Annotated in this window: 13 protein-coding genes; 8 read left to right on the top strand and 5 right to left on the bottom strand. The window is 66.5% G+C overall.

Annotated elements, in window-relative coordinates; genetic code table 11:
• Positions 1-536: 536 nt before the first annotated feature.
• From ACVWY1_RS25830 to ACVWY1_RS25810, 5 genes are all read left to right on the top strand, one after another.
• Positions 537-1,346, top strand: a complete 810-nt coding sequence (locus ACVWY1_RS25830; RefSeq protein ID WP_457378943.1) for a gamma-glutamyl-gamma-aminobutyrate hydrolase family protein — start codon at positions 537-539, stop codon at positions 1,344-1,346.
• A 380-nt stretch (positions 1,347-1,726) separates the two neighbouring features.
• Positions 1,727-2,638, top strand: a complete 912-nt coding sequence (gene kdgD, locus ACVWY1_RS25825; RefSeq protein ID WP_457378942.1) for a 5-dehydro-4-deoxyglucarate dehydratase — start codon at positions 1,727-1,729, stop codon at positions 2,636-2,638.
• A 102-nt stretch (positions 2,639-2,740) separates the two neighbouring features.
• The gene (locus tag ACVWY1_RS25820) at positions 2,741-4,090 is read left to right on the top strand and encodes an MFS transporter (RefSeq protein ID WP_457378941.1); all 1,350 of its coding nucleotides are present in this window, start codon (positions 2,741-2,743) and stop codon (positions 4,088-4,090) included.
• A gap of 73 nt (positions 4,091-4,163) precedes the next feature.
• Positions 4,164-5,717: a galactarate dehydratase gene (gene garD / locus ACVWY1_RS25815; protein WP_277504461.1), complete on the top strand. Its 1,554-nt coding sequence runs from the start codon at positions 4,164-4,166 to the stop codon at positions 5,715-5,717.
• A 122-nt stretch (positions 5,718-5,839) separates the two neighbouring features.
• Positions 5,840-7,420, top strand: a complete 1,581-nt coding sequence (locus ACVWY1_RS25810) for an aldehyde dehydrogenase (NADP(+)) (protein ID WP_457378940.1) — start codon at positions 5,840-5,842, stop codon at positions 7,418-7,420.
• A 50-nt stretch (positions 7,421-7,470) separates the two neighbouring features.
• On the opposite strand, the gene ACVWY1_RS25805 is transcribed toward ACVWY1_RS25810, so the two are convergent.
• Both ACVWY1_RS25805 and ACVWY1_RS25800 read right to left on the bottom strand, forming a co-directional pair.
• Positions 7,471-8,220, bottom strand: coding sequence for a FadR/GntR family transcriptional regulator (locus tag ACVWY1_RS25805; RefSeq protein ID WP_110704040.1), 750 nt, complete (start codon positions 8,218-8,220; stop codon positions 7,471-7,473).
• A 79-nt stretch (positions 8,221-8,299) separates the two neighbouring features.
• Positions 8,300-9,067 carry an AraC family transcriptional regulator gene (locus tag ACVWY1_RS25800; protein ID WP_457378939.1) on the bottom strand — a complete coding sequence of 256 codons (768 nt, stop codon included), beginning with the start codon at positions 9,065-9,067 and terminating at the stop codon, positions 8,300-8,302.
• Positions 9,068-9,176: 109 nt separating this feature from the next.
• On the opposite strand from ACVWY1_RS25800, the gene ACVWY1_RS25795 reads away from it, so the two are divergent.
• The 3 genes from ACVWY1_RS25795 (at position 9,177) to ACVWY1_RS25785 (ending at position 11,111) form a co-directional block, all read left to right on the top strand.
• On the top strand, positions 9,177-9,992 hold the full coding sequence (locus ACVWY1_RS25795; RefSeq protein WP_102685236.1) for a sulfite exporter TauE/SafE family protein: 816 nt from the start codon (positions 9,177-9,179) through the stop codon (positions 9,990-9,992).
• Between the two features lie 64 nt (positions 9,993-10,056).
• On the top strand, positions 10,057-10,707 hold the full coding sequence (locus ACVWY1_RS25790) for a DUF998 domain-containing protein (protein WP_277504466.1): 651 nt from the start codon (positions 10,057-10,059) through the stop codon (positions 10,705-10,707).
• A 74-nt stretch (positions 10,708-10,781) separates the two neighbouring features.
• Positions 10,782-11,111: a hypothetical protein gene (locus ACVWY1_RS25785; protein ID WP_102685238.1), complete on the top strand. Its 330-nt coding sequence runs from the start codon at positions 10,782-10,784 to the stop codon at positions 11,109-11,111.
• Between the two features lie 186 nt (positions 11,112-11,297).
• Here the strand turns inward: ACVWY1_RS25785 and ACVWY1_RS25780 are convergent, their stop codons facing one another.
• From ACVWY1_RS25780 to ACVWY1_RS25770, 3 genes are read right to left on the bottom strand one after another with little or no spacing between them, the layout of a single operon-like run.
• A complete protein-coding gene (locus tag ACVWY1_RS25780) occupies positions 11,298-12,617 on the bottom strand; it encodes a c-type cytochrome (protein ID WP_457378938.1) in 1,320 nt (439 codons plus the stop codon).
• Between the two features lie 11 nt (positions 12,618-12,628).
• Positions 12,629-14,404 carry a GMC family oxidoreductase gene (locus ACVWY1_RS25775; RefSeq protein ID WP_457378944.1) on the bottom strand — a complete coding sequence of 592 codons (1,776 nt, stop codon included), beginning with the start codon at positions 14,402-14,404 and terminating at the stop codon, positions 12,629-12,631.
• Between the two features lie 12 nt (positions 14,405-14,416).
• The gene (locus ACVWY1_RS25770) at positions 14,417-15,163 is read right to left on the bottom strand and encodes a gluconate 2-dehydrogenase subunit 3 family protein (protein WP_102685241.1); all 747 of its coding nucleotides are present in this window, start codon (positions 15,161-15,163) and stop codon (positions 14,417-14,419) included.
• Between the last annotated feature and the right edge of the window lie 168 nt (positions 15,164-15,331).

Here is a 15,331-nt window from a genome sequence, read left to right as displayed (position 1 = left end):
CATGGCCTGATCGGCGCTTGACGGGCATCCATGCCCGTCACCTCCCTGCGCAAGCCCTCCGTTCGGCCTCCTGAAGTCGCAATTTGTGTCGCCTGGACTATCGCGCGCTTAGAAGCAAGAGCAAGGGCAAGCGCTGGGCTGGGCTGGGCTGGGCTGAGCTGAGCTGAGCTGAGCTGAGCTGAGCTGAGCTGAGCTGAGCTGAGCTGAGCTGAGCTGAGCGTAATGATCTTGCGGAGCATGCCTGCATGACATTGCATTGGTGCAAAGAGCCGACTGCGTCGTTAAATATTATTGACCTAGCTTGCGCCAAACCCTTGTCACTCAAGGCTCCGACGGCCTACAGCCCCCGTAAAATGGCGGCTTGAGGCTTCGTCACTCGTTTGACATATCGAACGGCTCTGGCAAGCTATGAGTCAGGCCCCGACCGACATCGCCTGCAGGGCGAGCCGGCAGTGCTCGGGGCTTCAGGCAGCACTCAAGGCCCCGGCCGTGCGCCTGCACAACAACGACAGGCATGACCTGTCTCAAGGTGACATATGTCCAACAGCAACATTGGCAACAAGCAACCTTCCCTGCGCAAACCCGTCGTCCTGATGACCATGGGCAGCCAAGAGCGCAAAGGCCATGACTATCAGGTCATGACCCACAAATACATCTCCCCGCTGGTCGAGTTCTCCGGTTGTGTCCCGGTCCTGGTGCCCACCTGCTGCGGCGTCGAAGACCTCGAGACCTACCTGGACATGGCCGACGGCGTGTACCTGACCGGTGCCGGCAGCAACATCGACCCGGCCCTCTACGGCCAGGACAACCAGACCCCCGGCAAGGGCCAGGACAAGGACCGCGACCTGTTCGATATCCCGCTGGTCAAAGCGGCGATCAAGCGTGGCCTGCCGATCTTCGGCATCTGCCGCGGCATGCAGGAAATCAACGTGGCCCTCGGTGGCGACATCTACCAGAAGGTCTACGCCGAGCCAGGCTTCAACGACCACCGGGAAAACCCGGAAGATCCGGTCGAGGTCCAGTACGCCCAGGTGCACGGAGTGAAGATCAAGCCGGGCAGCTGGCTGCGCGACACCCTAGGTAGCGACGAAATTCGCGTCAACTCGCTGCACGGCCAGGGCCTGCGCAACCTGGGTGCCGGCCTCGAGCCGATCGCCCATGCCGAGGATGGCCTGGTCGAGGCGATCCACGCCCCGAGCATCTCGCCCTTCCTGTTCGCGGTGCAGTGGCACCCGGAGTGGCAGGCGGCGAAGAACCCCGACTCGATCAAGATGTTCCAGGCCTTCGGCGACGCCTGCCGCGCCCAGGTCCGCAAGTCCCAGGTCAAGCGCAACCAGGCCGCCTGACCCTCTGAAGCTTCGTTAGCTTTGATCGCGGGGCGGCGCAAGGTCGCCCCCGTTTCCCACGGTCACCCTCTGCTGGTCCCAGAACACCTCCCGTGGAAGCGGGCGGCGGGCTTGTGCCTGTCTCCGCGATCTTTTTTCCTTCCCTTAAGAGATACGATGACTTGAAAAAGTCGTCTCGCCTGCATTGGCCTCATCGCGGATGAATCCGCTCCTACAGATTCGCGCGATCCTGTAGGAGCGGATTCATCCGCGATGAGGTCATCCGTCCCGTGCGTCCAAAAAATTCCGTGTCCAGGGTCTAGTCATCTCAATAGTTGTACGATAACTTACCTCTCACCTTGGTACCTCCTCCTTCCAAGCGCCACAGGATGCCTACAACAATGAATCCACAAGAACTGCAATCCATCCTCTCCCACGGCCTGCTGTCGTTCCCCGTCACCGACTTCGACGCGGCCGGCGACTTCAATCCCGCAGGCTATGTCAAACGCCTGGAATGGCTCGCCCCGTATGGCGCCAGCGCGCTGTTCGCCGCCGGTGGCACCGGCGAGTTCTTCTCCCTGGCCGCCAGCGAGTACAGCCAGGTGATCAAGACTGCCGTCGACACCTGCGCCACCTCGGTACCGATCCTCGCTGGCGTCGGCGGCTCGACCCGCCAGGCCATCGAATACGCCAAAGAGGCTGAACGCCTGGGCGCCAAGGGCCTGCTGCTGCTGCCCCACTACCTCACCGAAGCCAGCCAGGACGGCGTCGCCGCCCATGTCGAGGCGGTGTGCAAGGCAGTTAACATCGGCGTGGTGGTCTACAACCGCAACGTCTGCCGGCTGAACGCCGACCTGCTGGAACGCCTGGCCGAGCGCTGCCCGAACCTGATCGGCTACAAGGACGGTCTGGGCGACATCGAGCTGATGGTGTCGATTCGTCGCCGCCTGGGCGATCGTTTCAGCTACCTGGGTGGCCTGCCCACCGCCGAGGTGTATGCTGCGGCGTACAAGGCGCTCGGCGTGCCGGTGTACTCGTCGGCGGTGTTCAACTTCGTGCCCAAGACCGCGATGGACTTCTACCACGCCATCGCCCGCGACGATCACGCCACCGTGGCCAGGCTGATCGACGACTTCTTCCTGCCGTACCTGGACATCCGCAACCGCAAGGCCGGTTACGCCGTGAGCATCGTCAAGGCCGGGGCGAAGCTCGCCGGTTACGACGCGGGCCCCGTGCGCACGCCGCTGACCGACCTCACCGCGCAGGAGTACGAGATGCTCGCCGCGCTGATGGACAAGATGGGCCCGCAATAAGCGAGCGCCCCGCGGCCTGCCAATGCCGCCGCCGGAGCAGGTTCGACTCGCTCCGGCCGACAACCGATCCCCGTATAAAAATAACGAGTGGGAGTAACCAGCATGCAAGCGACGCAAAAGACGCATGTACGCTACCTGATCCTGTTGATGCTGTTCCTGGTGACCACCATCAACTACGCCGACCGCGCAACCATCGCCATCGCCGGTTCCAGCCTGCAGAAAGACCTGGGCATCGACGCGGTTACCCTAGGCTACATCTTCTCCGCCTTCGGCTGGGCCTATGTGGCCGGGCAGATCCCCGGCGGCTGGCTGCTCGACCGCTTCGGCTCGAAGAACGTCTACGCCTTCAGCATCTTCACCTGGTCGCTGTTCACCCTGCTGCAGGGCTTCGTCGGCGGGCTGCCGGTGGCCTGGGCGGTGGTCACGCTGTTCACCCTGCGCTTCCTGGTGGGCTTCGCCGAAGCGCCGTCGTTCCCCGGCAACGCGCGGATCGTCGCGGCCTGGTTCCCCACCCAGGAGCGCGGCACCGCCTCGGCGATCTTCAACTCGGCGCAGTACTTCGCCACCGCGCTGTTCGCCCCGATCATGGGCTGGATCGTCTTCACCTTCGGCTGGGAACATGTGTTCGTGGTCATGGGCGTACTGGGTATCGTGTTTTCGGCGGTGTGGATGAAGACCCTCTACAACCCGCGCCAGCACCCACGCATCAGCAGCAGTGAGCTCGAGCACATCGAACAGAACGGCGGCCTGGTGGACATGGACCAGAAACGCGGCGGCGACGGCCCGAAATGGGGCTACATCAAGCAGCTGCTGACCAGCCGCATGCTGCTGGGCGTCTACCTCGGCCAGTACTGCATCAACGCCATCACCTACTTCTTCCTCACCTGGTTCCCGGTGTACCTGGTGCAGGAGCGCGGCATGACCATCCTCAAGGCCGGCTTCATCGCTTCGTTGCCAGCGGTATGCGGCTTCATCGGCGGGGTGCTGGGCGGGGTGCTGTCGGACTGGCTGCTGCGCCGCGGCAACTCGTTGACCTTCTCGCGCAAGCTGCCGATCGTCTGCGGCCTGCTGCTGTCGACCACCATGGTGTTCTGCAACTACGTCGAGGCCGAGTGGATGGTGGTCGGCTTCATGACCCTGGCGTTCTTCGGCAAGGGCATCGGCGCCCTGGGCTGGGCGGTGGTCGCCGACACCTCGCCCAAGCAGATCGCCGGCCTGTCGGGCGGGCTGTTCAACACCTTCGGCAACATCGCCTCGATCACCACGCCGATCGTCATTGGCTACATCATCAGCGCCACCGGTTCGTTCAAATGGGCCCTGGTGTATGTGGGCGCCAACGCCCTGGTGGCAGTGTTCAGCTACCTGGTGATCGTCGGCCCGATCAAGCGCATCGAGCTCAAGGAGCCGCCCAAGCGCGAACCTACGCCCGACGCCGAACTGGCCCGCCAGTAAGCCGGACACGTCGGCGCCCAACGGCGCTGGCGACAGCACCACGCCTGAGAGACAAGACAAGAAGGGCCTGACCATGCAGTTGATCGAACATTCCGAGTCGCCCCGCTACGTGCGCCTGCACCCCGACGACAACGTCGTGGTGGTGGTCAACGACGGCGGCCTGGGCGAAGGCGCGCGCTTTGCCGATGGCCTGACCCTGGTCGAGGGCGTGCCGCAGAGCCACAAGGTTGCCACCGTGGACATCCGCAAGGGCGAGGCGGTGCGCCGCTATGGCCAGGTCATCGGCCATGCCCTGGCCGACCTGCGCCAGGGCAGTTGGGTCAAGGAAGATCAACTGGCGATGCCGGCCGCGCCCGAGCTTGCCAGCCTGCCACGCTGCGACGCCGTGCCCGCCGCCCTGCCGCCACTCGACGGCTTCACCTTCGAGGGCTACCGCAACGCCGACGGCAGCGTCGGCACCCGCAATATCCTCGGCATCACCACCACCGTGCAGTGCGTGACCGGCGTGCTCGACCACGCGGTCAAGCGTATCCGCGCCGAACTGCTGCCCCGCTACCCCAATGTCGACGATGTGGTCGCCCTCACCCACAGCTACGGCTGCGGCGTGGCGATCAACGCCCGCGACGCCTACATCCCGATCCGCACCGTGCGCAACCTGGCGCGCAACCCCAATCTTGGCGGCGAGGCGCTGGTCATCAGCCTGGGCTGCGAAAAGCTCCAGGCCGGCCAGGTGATGCACGACGGCGATCCGTCTGTGGACCTCAGCGAGCCGTGGCTGTACCGCCTGCAGGATGCGACGCTGGGCTTCGGCGAGATGATCGAGCAGATCATGGCCCTGGCCGAGACCCGCCTGAAAAAGCTCGACCAGCGCCGCCGCGAGAGCGTGCCGGCCAGCGAACTGATCCTCGGCATGCAGTGCGGCGGCAGCGACGCCTTCTCCGGCATCACCGCCAACCCGGCGCTGGGCTATGCCGCCGACCTGCTGGTGCGCGCCGGCGCGACGGTGCTGTTCTCGGAAGTTACCGAGGTGCGCGACGCCATCTACATGCTCACCTCCCGCGCCGAAACGCCGGAGGTCGCCGAAGCATTGGTGCGCGAAATGGACTGGTACGACCGCTACCTGCAGCAGGGCGCCGCTGATCGCAGCGCCAACACCACGCCGGGCAACAAGAAAGGCGGCTTGTCCAACATCGTCGAAAAAGCCCTGGGCTCGATCATCAAGTCCGGCAGCGGCGCGATCCAGGGCGTGCTCGGGCCCGGCGAGCGGGTAACGCGCAAGGGCCTGATCTTCTGCGCCACCCCGGCCAGCGACTTCGTCTGCGGCACCTTGCAGCTGGCGGCCGGGATGAACCTGCATGTGTTCACCACTGGTCGCGGCACGCCCTATGGCCTGGCCATGGCGCCGGTGGTCAAGGTGTGCACCCGCAGCGAGCTGGCCCAGCGCTGGCCGGACCTCATCGACATCGACGCCGGGCGCATCGCCAGCGGCCGGGCGAGCATCGAGGAGCTGGGCTGGGAGCTGTTCCATTACTACCTGGACGTGGCCAGTGGCCGCAGGCAGACCTGGGCCGAACAACACCAGCTGCACAACGACATCACCCTGTTCAATCCGGCCCCCATCACCTGACGAAGCGTGCCTGGGCCCTTCGCCGACAACACGCCCCCTATGGGAGCCGGCTTGCCGGCGAAACGAGTGCGTAGCACTCGCCCAGTGCCCTGAACCCAGCCATTCATCTACAGGAGCATTCCATGCCCGAAATCCTCGGCCACAACTTCATCGCCGGCCAGCGCAGCGCCCTTGGCCCGCAACGCCTGCACAGCCTCGACGCCACCAGCGGCGAAGCCCTGCCCTACAGCTTCGCCCAGGCCACCGAGGGCGAAGTCGACCGTGCCGCCCGCGCCGCCGCCGACGCCTTCAGCGCGTTCCGCCAACTGCCCCCGGCCCGCCGCGCCGAGTTCCTCGAAGCCATCGCCGCCGAACTGGACGAACTCGACGACCACTTCGTCGCCATCGTCTGCCGTGAAACCGCCCTGCCCGCCGCGCGCATCCAGGGCGAGCGCGGCCGCACCAGCGGCCAGATGCGCCTGTTCGCCCAGGTGCTGCGTCGCGGCGACTACCTCGGCGCGCGCATCGACCTGGCGCTGCCCGAGCGTCAGCCGCTGCCACGGGTGGACATCCGCCAGATGCGCATCGGGGTCGGCCCGGTGGCGGTGTTCGGTGCCAGCAACTTCCCGCTGGCCTTCTCCACCGCCGGTGGCGACACTGCCGCGGCCCTGGCCGCCGGCTGCCCGGTGGTGTTCAAGGCCCACAGCGGCCATATGGCCACCGCCGACCTGGTGGCCTGCGCCATCCTGCGCGCCGCTGACCGCACCGGCATGCCCAAGGGCGTGTTCAACATGGTGTTCGGCGGTGGTGTCGGCGAATGGCTGGTCAAGCACCCGGCCATCCAGGCCGTCGGCTTCACCGGCTCGCTGAAGGGCGGCGACTCGCTGTGCCGCATGGCCGCCGAGCGGCCGCAACCGATTCCGGTGTTCGCCGAAATGTCCAGCATCAACCCGGTGATCGTCCTGCCCGGCGCCCTGGCCAAGCGCGGCGAGGCCATCGCCCGCGAACTGGCAGGCTCGGTGTGCCTGGGCGCCGGCCAGTTCTGCACCAATCCCGGGATGGTGATCGGCTTGCAGTCCTCAGGCTTCAGCCAACTGCTGGGCGAGTTGGGCCAGCACCTGGATCAGCAGGCCGGGCAGACGTTGCTCAATGCCGGCGGCCTGCGCAGTTATGTCGGCGGCCTGGAGCATCTGCAGGCCCACGCCGGCATCCAGCATCTGGCGGGCCAGCCGCAGCAAGGCGATCAGGCCCGCGCCCAGCTGTTCAAGGCCGATGCCCGCCTGCTGGCAGAGGCCGACCCGCTGCTGCAGGAGGAAGTGTTCGGCCCGGCCACGGTGGCCGTGGAGGTTGCCGACGAGGCACAGTTGCGCGCCGCCCTGCTCGGCCTGCGCGGCCAGCTCACCGCCACGTTGATCGGCGAGCCGGAGGATCTCGAAGCCTTTGCCTGGCTGGTGCCTCTGCTCGAAGAGAAGGTCGGGCGCATCCTGGTCAATGGCTACCCGACCGGGGTCGAGGTGTGCGACGCCATGGTCCATGGCGGGCCTTACCCGGCGACCTCGGACGCCCGTGGCACTTCGGTGGGAACGCTGGCGATCGATCGCTTCCTGCGGCCGGTGTGCTACCAGAACTACCCGCAGGCTTTGCTGCCGGAGGCGTTGCGTGACGGCAACCCGCTGGGCGTGCGGCGCCTGGTGAATGGGCAGTGGTCCGATCAAGCGATTTGAGCGCCCTGAAAGCGTCACTTGGGGCTGCTACGCAGCCCCTACCAAGGTGATCAGTCCCTTTGCGCCTCGGCCTCTTCATGGGCCTGGCGCAGGCGTTCGCGGCTGTTGCTCAGGTGCATGCGCATGGCCATCTTGGCGCCTTCGCTGTCGCGTCGGGCGATAGCCTCGTAGATCGCTTCGTGCTCGTGCATCAACCGGCTCATGTAATGCGCCTGGTCGTCATGGGCCAGGCGCGCCGAGTTGAGCCGGGTACGCGGGATGATGCTGGTGCCCAGGTGATTGATGATGTCGGCGAAGTAGTGATTGCCGCTGGCCTGGGCGATGCGCAGGTGGAACTGGAAGTCCGCCGACACCGCATCCGAGGCATGGGCCGCGCCCTCGTTGAGCTCGTCCAGCGCGGCGCGCATGCCGGCCAGTTGCTCGTCGCTGCGACGCTCGGCCGCGAGGCCTGCCGACTCGATCTCCAGGGCAATGCGCAACTCCAGCACCGCCAGCACCTCGCGCAGGGTGACGATGGTCGCCGGGTCGATACGAAAACCCCCGGTGCTTGGGGCGTCCAGCACAAAGGTGCCGATACCGTGGCGGGTCTCGACCTGGCCTGCGGCCTGCAGCCGCGAAATCGCCTCGCGCACCACGGTGCGGCTGACCCCTTCCTCGGCCATGATCTGCGATTCGGTGGGCAGCTTGTCGCCGCGCTTGAGCTGGCCGCTGCGAATGCGCTCGGTCAGCACCGTGACCAGTTCCTGGGCCAGACTGCGTGGCTTGCGCCGGGTCCGTGCCTGTACCTGCTGCTCTGTCATGCCCTGTCTGTCTGGTTGTGGAAGACAGGCGGGATGATAGCGCAAGCAGTTGTACGATCACATACGTCCGGGCGGGTTTTCATGCGCCCTGCCGCGCCGTCGAGGGCGAGTGGCCCATGACCTTGCGGTACAGGCTGGAAAATGCGCTGGGGCTCTCGTAGCCCAGGTCCAGGGCGATGGCCGTCACCGCCTCGCCCGCCGCCAGGCGTGTCACCGCCGCCATCAGGCAGGCCTGCTGGCGCCATTGGCCGAACGACAGCCCGGTCTGCTCGCGAAAACGCCGGCTGAAGGTGCGCGGGCTGCAGTTGAGTTGACGCGCCCAGGCCTCGGCGCGGGCATGGATCAACGGCTGCGCCAGGAACGCCTGGCACAGGGCCGCCAAACGTGGCTCCGTCGGCATCGGCGCGAACAGCGGCAGGCGCTCGGCCTGGCCCAGCTCGTGCAGCAGCAGCCCCAGCAGCAGGCCGTCGCGCCCCGCCTCATCATGCAGGGCCGGCACCTCGGCGCTGGCCAGCAACAGCTGGTGCAGCAGCGGCTCGACACGCAATGCCTCGCATAGCCGGCTCGGGCGGGGCAGCGCTGTCGGCTCGATGTACAGGCTGCGGGTACTCACGCCGCGCATGCGCACCTGATGCGGCTTGCCGGGAGGAATCCACACGCCGCTGCCGGGTGGAATGACCCAGGCGCCATCGTCGGTCAGCACCTCCATCAGCCCGCTCATCCCATACAGAAATTGCGCCCGGCGATGGACATGCCTGGGCAACAGGGTGTCGGGCGGATAATCAGTGGCGATGGCCAGTACCGCACGGGGGGTGGCATCGATCTGGGACAGGGGAACATTGCGCATGACAGCAGGCTCTGGCCGTAATGCGATGATTATTGGCCAACTGGCGCAAGCCGGCCAAGAGGCAGGTGCCTACGCTGGGAGCCCCTGTCCTGGCCCTGAGGCTGTTCCCATGCTCTACCCCCTGCTTGGCCTGTTCGGCCTGTGTGCCGGCGTCACCACCTTGCTGTTCGGCTTCGGCGGCGGGTTCTTCGCCGTGCCGCTGCTCTATGCCCTGCTGCTCACCAGCCACGGCGCCGGCACGGCCGTGGCGGAGCATGCCATGCAGATCGCCGTGGCCACCTCGGCCACGGTGATGATCTTCAGCAGCGCCCTGGCCACCTGGCGCCACCACCGCGCCGGCAGCCTGCGTTGGGACCTGGTGCGCCCCCTGGCGCCGGCCATTGCCGTCGGGGCCCTGCTCGGCGCCTGGGCCGCCCTGTACGTGACCAGCGCCTGGCTGCGCGGGCTGTTCATCGCCTACCTGCTGCTCAGCCTGCTCGATGCCTGGCTGCGCCCGGGCTTTGTCCGCACAGGCGGGCAGGCCCGGGCTGCGATGAGCCATGCCAGCGCGACCCTGGCCGGCCTGCCCATCGGCGCGCTGGCGGCGCTGCTCGGCGTGGGTGGCAGCGTGATGACCGTGCCGCTGATGCGCCGCCGCGGCGCCAGCATGCGCACCGCCACCGCCATGGCCAATCCGCTGTCGCTGCCCATGGCCCTGGCGGCCACGCTGGTCTATGCCCTGGTACCGAGCAACCAGACTGACCTGGGCGCCGGCCTGCTAGGGCTGGTAGACCTGCGCGCCGCCCTGGTGATGACGGTCGGTGCCTGGCTGGGCATGCACCTGGCCGCGCCGTTGCTGGGGCGCATCCCCGACCACGTGCATGCCCGGGCCTACCTGGCGCTGCTGGCCTGCGTACTGTTGGTGATGCTGCTCGTTGGCGATTGAGCCTGGCCATCGGTCATGCCCGCGCTGTAGGCTGCGACCTGCTCTCTCCAAGGAAGGAAACCGCATGAAGACGTTTGATCGCCTGCTGCTCGCCACTGGCCTGCTCATCCCGCTCTGGCTGCTGTCGGGCGTTGGCCTGACCGCCCTGGCCTATCCCTGCTACGACCATCTGCAGCAGGCCATGAGCCAGCTCGGCGCGGTCGGCGCGCCGACCCATGGCTTCTCGCCCTGGGTCAACAACTTCCCCCTGGCGTTGCTCTTCGGCCTGTTCGCCTGGGGCCTGGCGCGGCGCTGGCGGTACTCGGGGCTGGCTCGGTTGAGCGCCGGGCTGGTGCTGTTGCACGCTGTCGGAAGCCTGGGTACCGGCTGGTTCCCCTGCGACCAGGGCTGCACGCCGCTGGAGCCGTCGTTCTCGCAACAGATGCATAACCTCAGCGGCCTGCTGATGTTCCTCTCGCTGACCCTGGCCAGCGTGCTGTGGATCTGGCTGGGCAAACGCGTGGCAGGCTCCCCGTGGCTGGGAAGGTGGTCGCTGCTGTGCTCGGTGCTGGCGATAATCACCGTGGTGCTGATGGCCAAAGCCGCGCAAGGCGGTGAACTGTTCGGCCTGTACCAGCGCCTCAACTACGGCATCAGCGTGTTGTGGGTTGCCGCCCTGGCCCTGCAATCGTTGCGCTGGCGTTCCCGCGATGGACTGCAAATGGCCATCGCCTGACGGCAAACTGCTGGCCCCCAGGCGTCGAAAGCGCGGGCAAACTTTGTTTTCCTTCAGATGCTTAGGACAGCAACATGCGCGTAATTCTAGCAACCGTGGCTGGCTGCCTGCTGGCCACCACCGCCTTTGGCGCCCAAGCCAGGGCACTGAGCCAGAACGATCGCCAGGTGTGCGGCTGGGGCGCGCAGATCGCCGCCGAGGCGCAACAGGCCAAGCTTTCCGGGGTGACCCTGTATGCCACGCGCAAGAAGCTGCAGGTACGCAAGTTCGCCAAGCCATGGATGCGCATGACGGCGTTCGGGATCACCGAGCAGACGTACAACAGCCGCTCGCGGCTTAAGCCGGCGGCGATCAAGCAGACGTACTACGAGCAATGTGCCCAACATGCAGTTGCTAAAAAATAGTTCATATAATTCAAATATTTATGAGCCATATGAAATGTAATTTATTAGCATATATTGAAGTGGTTTCGAGGTATTCGGCGGCGTAATCGGCAGCCGAGGGAGCGGGCTTGCCCAACGATCTGGCCAAGCTGCCATCGCGGGACAAGCCCCCTCCCACAACACCTCCCTGTCAATCAGGCCTGTCGATCAAGGCTCCGCAATCCCCGTGGTATCGCCGATCAGTGTCTGCGCCTTGAGCGGCAGCGGTGCCGCCTTGCGCAGCGCCGCCACCTGCCCTGCGGTCACCGCCGCGGCCTGGTTGCCCCAGCTGCTGCGAATGAAGTTGACCACATCGGCCACCTGCTGGTCCGACAGCCGCCAGCCGAAGCCGGGCATGCTGAACGTCGACGGCGCGCTCGCCGTGGCCGGCAGGGTCGCGCCTTCCAGCACGATGTGGATCAGCGAGGTGGCGTCCTGCCCCTGCACCACCGGATTGCCCGCCAGCGCCGGGAACACCCGGGCATAGCCCTGGCCGTCGGTACGGTGGCAAGCCCCGCAGTTGTCCACGTACAACGCCGCGCCCGTCTTGCCGTCATTGCCTTGCCACAGCGCCCGGGCCACGCTGGGGTCCGCCTGGAACGGCTGGTCGTCCGGGTTGGTCGGCGGCAAGGTCTTCAGGTAGCGGGCAATGGCCGTCAGGTCGGCATCGCTCATGTACTGCATGCTGTGCTCGACCACGTCGCTCATGCCGCCGAACACCGCCGTGCGCTCGTTGCGGCCGGTCTTGAGGAAGGCGACGATCTGCGCCTCGTTCCAACTGCCCAGGCCGTCCTTGTGGTCGCCGCGCAGGCTCTTGGCGATCCAGCCCTCGAGCGGTGCGCTGCCGGCCAGGAAAGCGTCGCCATCGGTGGTATCCAATGCCTTTTCCTGCAGGGTGATCGCCCGTGGCGTATGACAGGCGCCGCAATGGCCCAGCCCTTCGACCAGGTAGGCACCCCGCGCCACCACCGGATCACGCCCTGCGGCTTCGACCGGCTTGACCTCGGGCGCGAACAACCCACGCCAGAACGCCAGCGGCCAGCGCATGCTCAATGGCCAAGGGATGTCGCTGGCCTTGTTCTGCTGCGCCACCGGCTGCACGCCATGCATGAAGTAGGCATACAGCGCCTGCATGTCCTGATCGCTGACCCGGGCATAGGACGGGTATGGCATGGCCGGATACAGCGTACTGCCATCCTTGCCGATGCCCTGGCGCACGGCGCGCTCGAAGTCTTCGTAGCGGTACTGGCCGATGCCGCTGACGTGCGGGGTGATGTTGGTCGAATAGAGGGTGCCGATTGGCGTCTCCATCGGCAGCCCGCCGGCGAAGGGCTTGCCGCCCTTGGCGGTGTGGCAGGCCACGCAGTCGCCGGCACGGGCCAGGTACTCGCCCTGCTTGACCAAGGCGGGATCGACGCCGTCGGCGGCATGCAGCAAGGTGCTCGCCCCCAGGCCGAGCATGGCGATGAACAGTGTCTTGAGTTTCATGACCGGCCTCCTCATGCCTGCACCAGTGGGCCGGGGTTCTTCAGGTAGCGTTCGCGGATCGCCCGCGCCGACCAGTAGGTCAACGCCGCCACCAGCCCGGTGGGGTTGTAGCCCAGGCCCTGGGGGAAGGCCGAGGCGCCAGGCACGAACACGTTGTGCACGTCCCAGCATTGCAGGTAGCGATTGAGCGCGCTGGTCTTCGGGTCGGTGCCCATGATTGCGCCGCCATTGAGGTGGGTGGTCTGGTAGGTGGAGGCATCGAAGTGCTGGCCGAAGGCCTTTTTCCCCGCGCTGATCGCCTTGGGCCCCATGGCCTCGGCGATCTTGCCCATGCGCTCGACCATGAAGCGGTTCATCTTCACGTCGTTGTCCTTCCAGTCGAAGGTCATGCGCAGCAACGGCTGGCCGTAGGCGTCCTTGTACACCGGGTCCAGGTCGAGGTAGTTGTCGCGGTAGGACTGGTGCGCGCCGTGGGCGTCCATCGACAGCATGTGCCGGTAGCTGTCGGCCACCGCGGCCTTCCAGGCGCTGCCCCATTTCGGCGTGCCCGGCGGCACCTTGGTGCCAGAGATAGGCTTGGCGCCCGCCTGGTTGACCCAGAACGGCGAGCCGCCGACGAAACCGTGGGGGCCATGGTCGAAGTTGTCGGCGTTGAAATCGTCCACCGCCACACCGTTGCCGCCGGCACCGATGAAGGGGTTGGTGTGGTGGCTGTCGCGGTCGAAGAACGCGGTCACGGTGGAGATGTTCTGGTAGGCAAAATTGCGCCCCACCACCCCCTGGTTGCTGACCGGATCGTAAGGCTTGCCGATGCCCGAGAGCAGCATCAGGCGCACATTGTTGTACTGGAAGGCACCGAGGATCACCAGGTCGGCCGCTTGCTCGACCTCGCGCCCCTGGCTGTCGACATAGGTCACGCCGGTGGCCAGGCGTTTGTCCTCGGTCAGGTTGACCCGCAGCACATGGGCGTTGTTGCGCAACTCGAAGTTGGGCACCTGGCGCAGGGCCGGCAGGATGTTCACGTTGGGCGAGGCCTTGGAGTACATGTAGCAGGCATAGCCGCTGCAATAACCGCAGAAGTTGCACGGCCCCATCTGCGCGCCGTAGGGGTTGGTGTACGGCCCGGAGGTGTTGGCCGACGGCAGGTTGTAGGGGTGATAACCGACTTCACGGGCGGCCTTCTCGAACAGTTGTGCCGACACGGTGTTCTTCTGCGCCACCAGCGGGAAGTCGCTGGAGCGGTCGGCGGCGAACGGGTTGCCGCCCTTGTCGCGGCCCACCACCTGGCCCTTGATCGACCAGGCCGTGCCGGAGGTGCCGAACACTTTCTCGGCGAAATCGAAGTATGGCTCCAGCTCTTCGTAGCTCACGCCGAAGTCCTGGATGGTCATGCCTTCAGGGATGAAGGCCTTGCCGTAGCGCTCCTCATAGTGGCTGCGCAGGCGCAGCTCAACCGGGTCGACGCGAAAATGCACGCCGGACCAGTGCAGCCCCGCCCCACCCGTGCCGGTGCCGGGCAGGAAGGCGCCGAACTGGCGATACGGCACGGCCACGTCGTTGACGCTGTGGCGCAGGGTCACGGTCTCGCGGGAGATGTCCATGAACAGCTTCTTGCGCGAGTTGTAGGTCAGCTCGTCCATGGTCTGCGGGTAGACGCCGTCCGGGTAGGTATCCCGGGCCGGGCCTCGCTCTAGGGCAACCACCTGCAGGCCGGCCTCTGTCAGCTCCTTGGCCATGATTGCCCCGGCCCAGCCGAACCCGACGATGACCACATCGACTTTTTTCATCTGGCTCATGCTTCAACCCCGCTCGCCGCTGATGGAGACCGGCGGGAACGGATAACGCTCGTCGCGCTCCACCCAGTCCATGAAATCGGCGCGGGCGCCGGGGAAGCCCACCAGCTTCCAGCCGACCAACCCCTGGTTGCCGCCGTGCAGCGGGTCGCTGAAAAAGCCTTCGCGGGTGTTGAGCCAGAGCATGTTGAAGAAGGTGGCCGCCGGCAACGAGGCAAACGTCGCCGTGCCGCCGTCCAGGGCTTCCAGTACCTGCTGCTGGTGCGCAAGACCGAGCTGGGCGAACGCCTTGCCGAACTGCGCCTTGCACCAGGCGTCGGTCTCGGCGATGCCCAGCCGGTAGATCTCCTGGGGGTTGAGCTTGAGCTGGTAGCCCAGCTCGCTGGGGGCGTCGGGGTGGAATGGCCCCTGCATGTACCACAGCCCGCCACTGCCGTAGCGGGTGTTGAGCTGGCGGTCGATGAACTCGGGTACGCCGGCATCGGCCGCGCCCGCGCCCAGGGCATCAGTGGGTATGAGCACGGCCACGGCGGCGCTGACGAAGGCCCACTCCTCCTGGGTGAAGAAGGTCGGCTGGTAGGCGCGCGCGGTAACCGGCCGGGCCGGTTCGGCGGCTGCCGGGGTGGCACTGTCGGCGAGCACTGCACCGCCCAGTCCCGTGCTGGCGAGGGTCGCCACCGGGATCAGGGTCAGGGATTGGCGCAGGAACGCCCGGCGCGCCGGTTGCACGGAGGCGGGTTGGTCCTTGGACATGAGGATGTCTCTCTGTTGATCAGGTCATACGGGAATCGTCGCCCTTTTCGCCAATGGAGATCCCGGCGCCGGGGGGGGCGCGGGGGCGGCGGGGGGGGGGGGGGGGCGGGGGGGAGGAACGGGGGGGGCGGGGGGGCCCCCGCCGGGAACAACCAAAACAACCGAGGG

Source organism: Pseudomonas sp. TE6288, from assembly GCF_054062095.1.
Note: the sequence above shows the minus strand (reverse complement) of the source record. Positions and strands in the feature narration are given on the sequence as shown.

What these genes read in the sequence shown, in the direction of transcription:
- ACVWY1_RS25830 (WP_457378943.1), top strand. Translation starts at nt 537, where the DNA reads ATGTCCAACAGCAACATTGGCAACAAGCAACCTTCCCTGCGCAAACCC.
- kdgD (WP_457378942.1), top strand. Translation starts at nt 1,727, where the DNA reads ATGAATCCACAAGAACTGCAATCCATCCTCTCCCACGGCCTGCTGTCG.
- ACVWY1_RS25820 (WP_457378941.1), top strand. Translation starts at nt 2,741, where the DNA reads ATGCAAGCGACGCAAAAGACGCATGTACGCTACCTGATCCTGTTGATG.
- garD (WP_277504461.1), top strand. Translation starts at nt 4,164, where the DNA reads ATGCAGTTGATCGAACATTCCGAGTCGCCCCGCTACGTGCGCCTGCAC.
- ACVWY1_RS25810 (WP_457378940.1), top strand. Translation starts at nt 5,840, where the DNA reads ATGCCCGAAATCCTCGGCCACAACTTCATCGCCGGCCAGCGCAGCGCC.
- ACVWY1_RS25805 (WP_110704040.1), bottom strand. Translation starts at nt 8,220, where the DNA reads ATGACAGAGCAGCAGGTACAGGCACGGACCCGGCGCAAGCCACGCAGT.
- ACVWY1_RS25800 (WP_457378939.1), bottom strand. Translation starts at nt 9,067, where the DNA reads ATGCGCAATGTTCCCCTGTCCCAGATCGATGCCACCCCCCGTGCGGTA.
- ACVWY1_RS25795 (WP_102685236.1), top strand. Translation starts at nt 9,177, where the DNA reads ATGCTCTACCCCCTGCTTGGCCTGTTCGGCCTGTGTGCCGGCGTCACC.
- ACVWY1_RS25790 (WP_277504466.1), top strand. Translation starts at nt 10,057, where the DNA reads ATGAAGACGTTTGATCGCCTGCTGCTCGCCACTGGCCTGCTCATCCCG.
- ACVWY1_RS25785 (WP_102685238.1), top strand. Translation starts at nt 10,782, where the DNA reads ATGCGCGTAATTCTAGCAACCGTGGCTGGCTGCCTGCTGGCCACCACC.
- ACVWY1_RS25780 (WP_457378938.1), bottom strand. Translation starts at nt 12,617, where the DNA reads ATGAAACTCAAGACACTGTTCATCGCCATGCTCGGCCTGGGGGCGAGC.
- ACVWY1_RS25775 (WP_457378944.1), bottom strand. Translation starts at nt 14,404, where the DNA reads ATGAAAAAAGTCGATGTGGTCATCGTCGGGTTCGGCTGGGCCGGGGCA.
- ACVWY1_RS25770 (WP_102685241.1), bottom strand. Translation starts at nt 15,163, where the DNA reads ATGTCCAAGGACCAACCCGCCTCCGTGCAACCGGCGCGCCGGGCGTTC.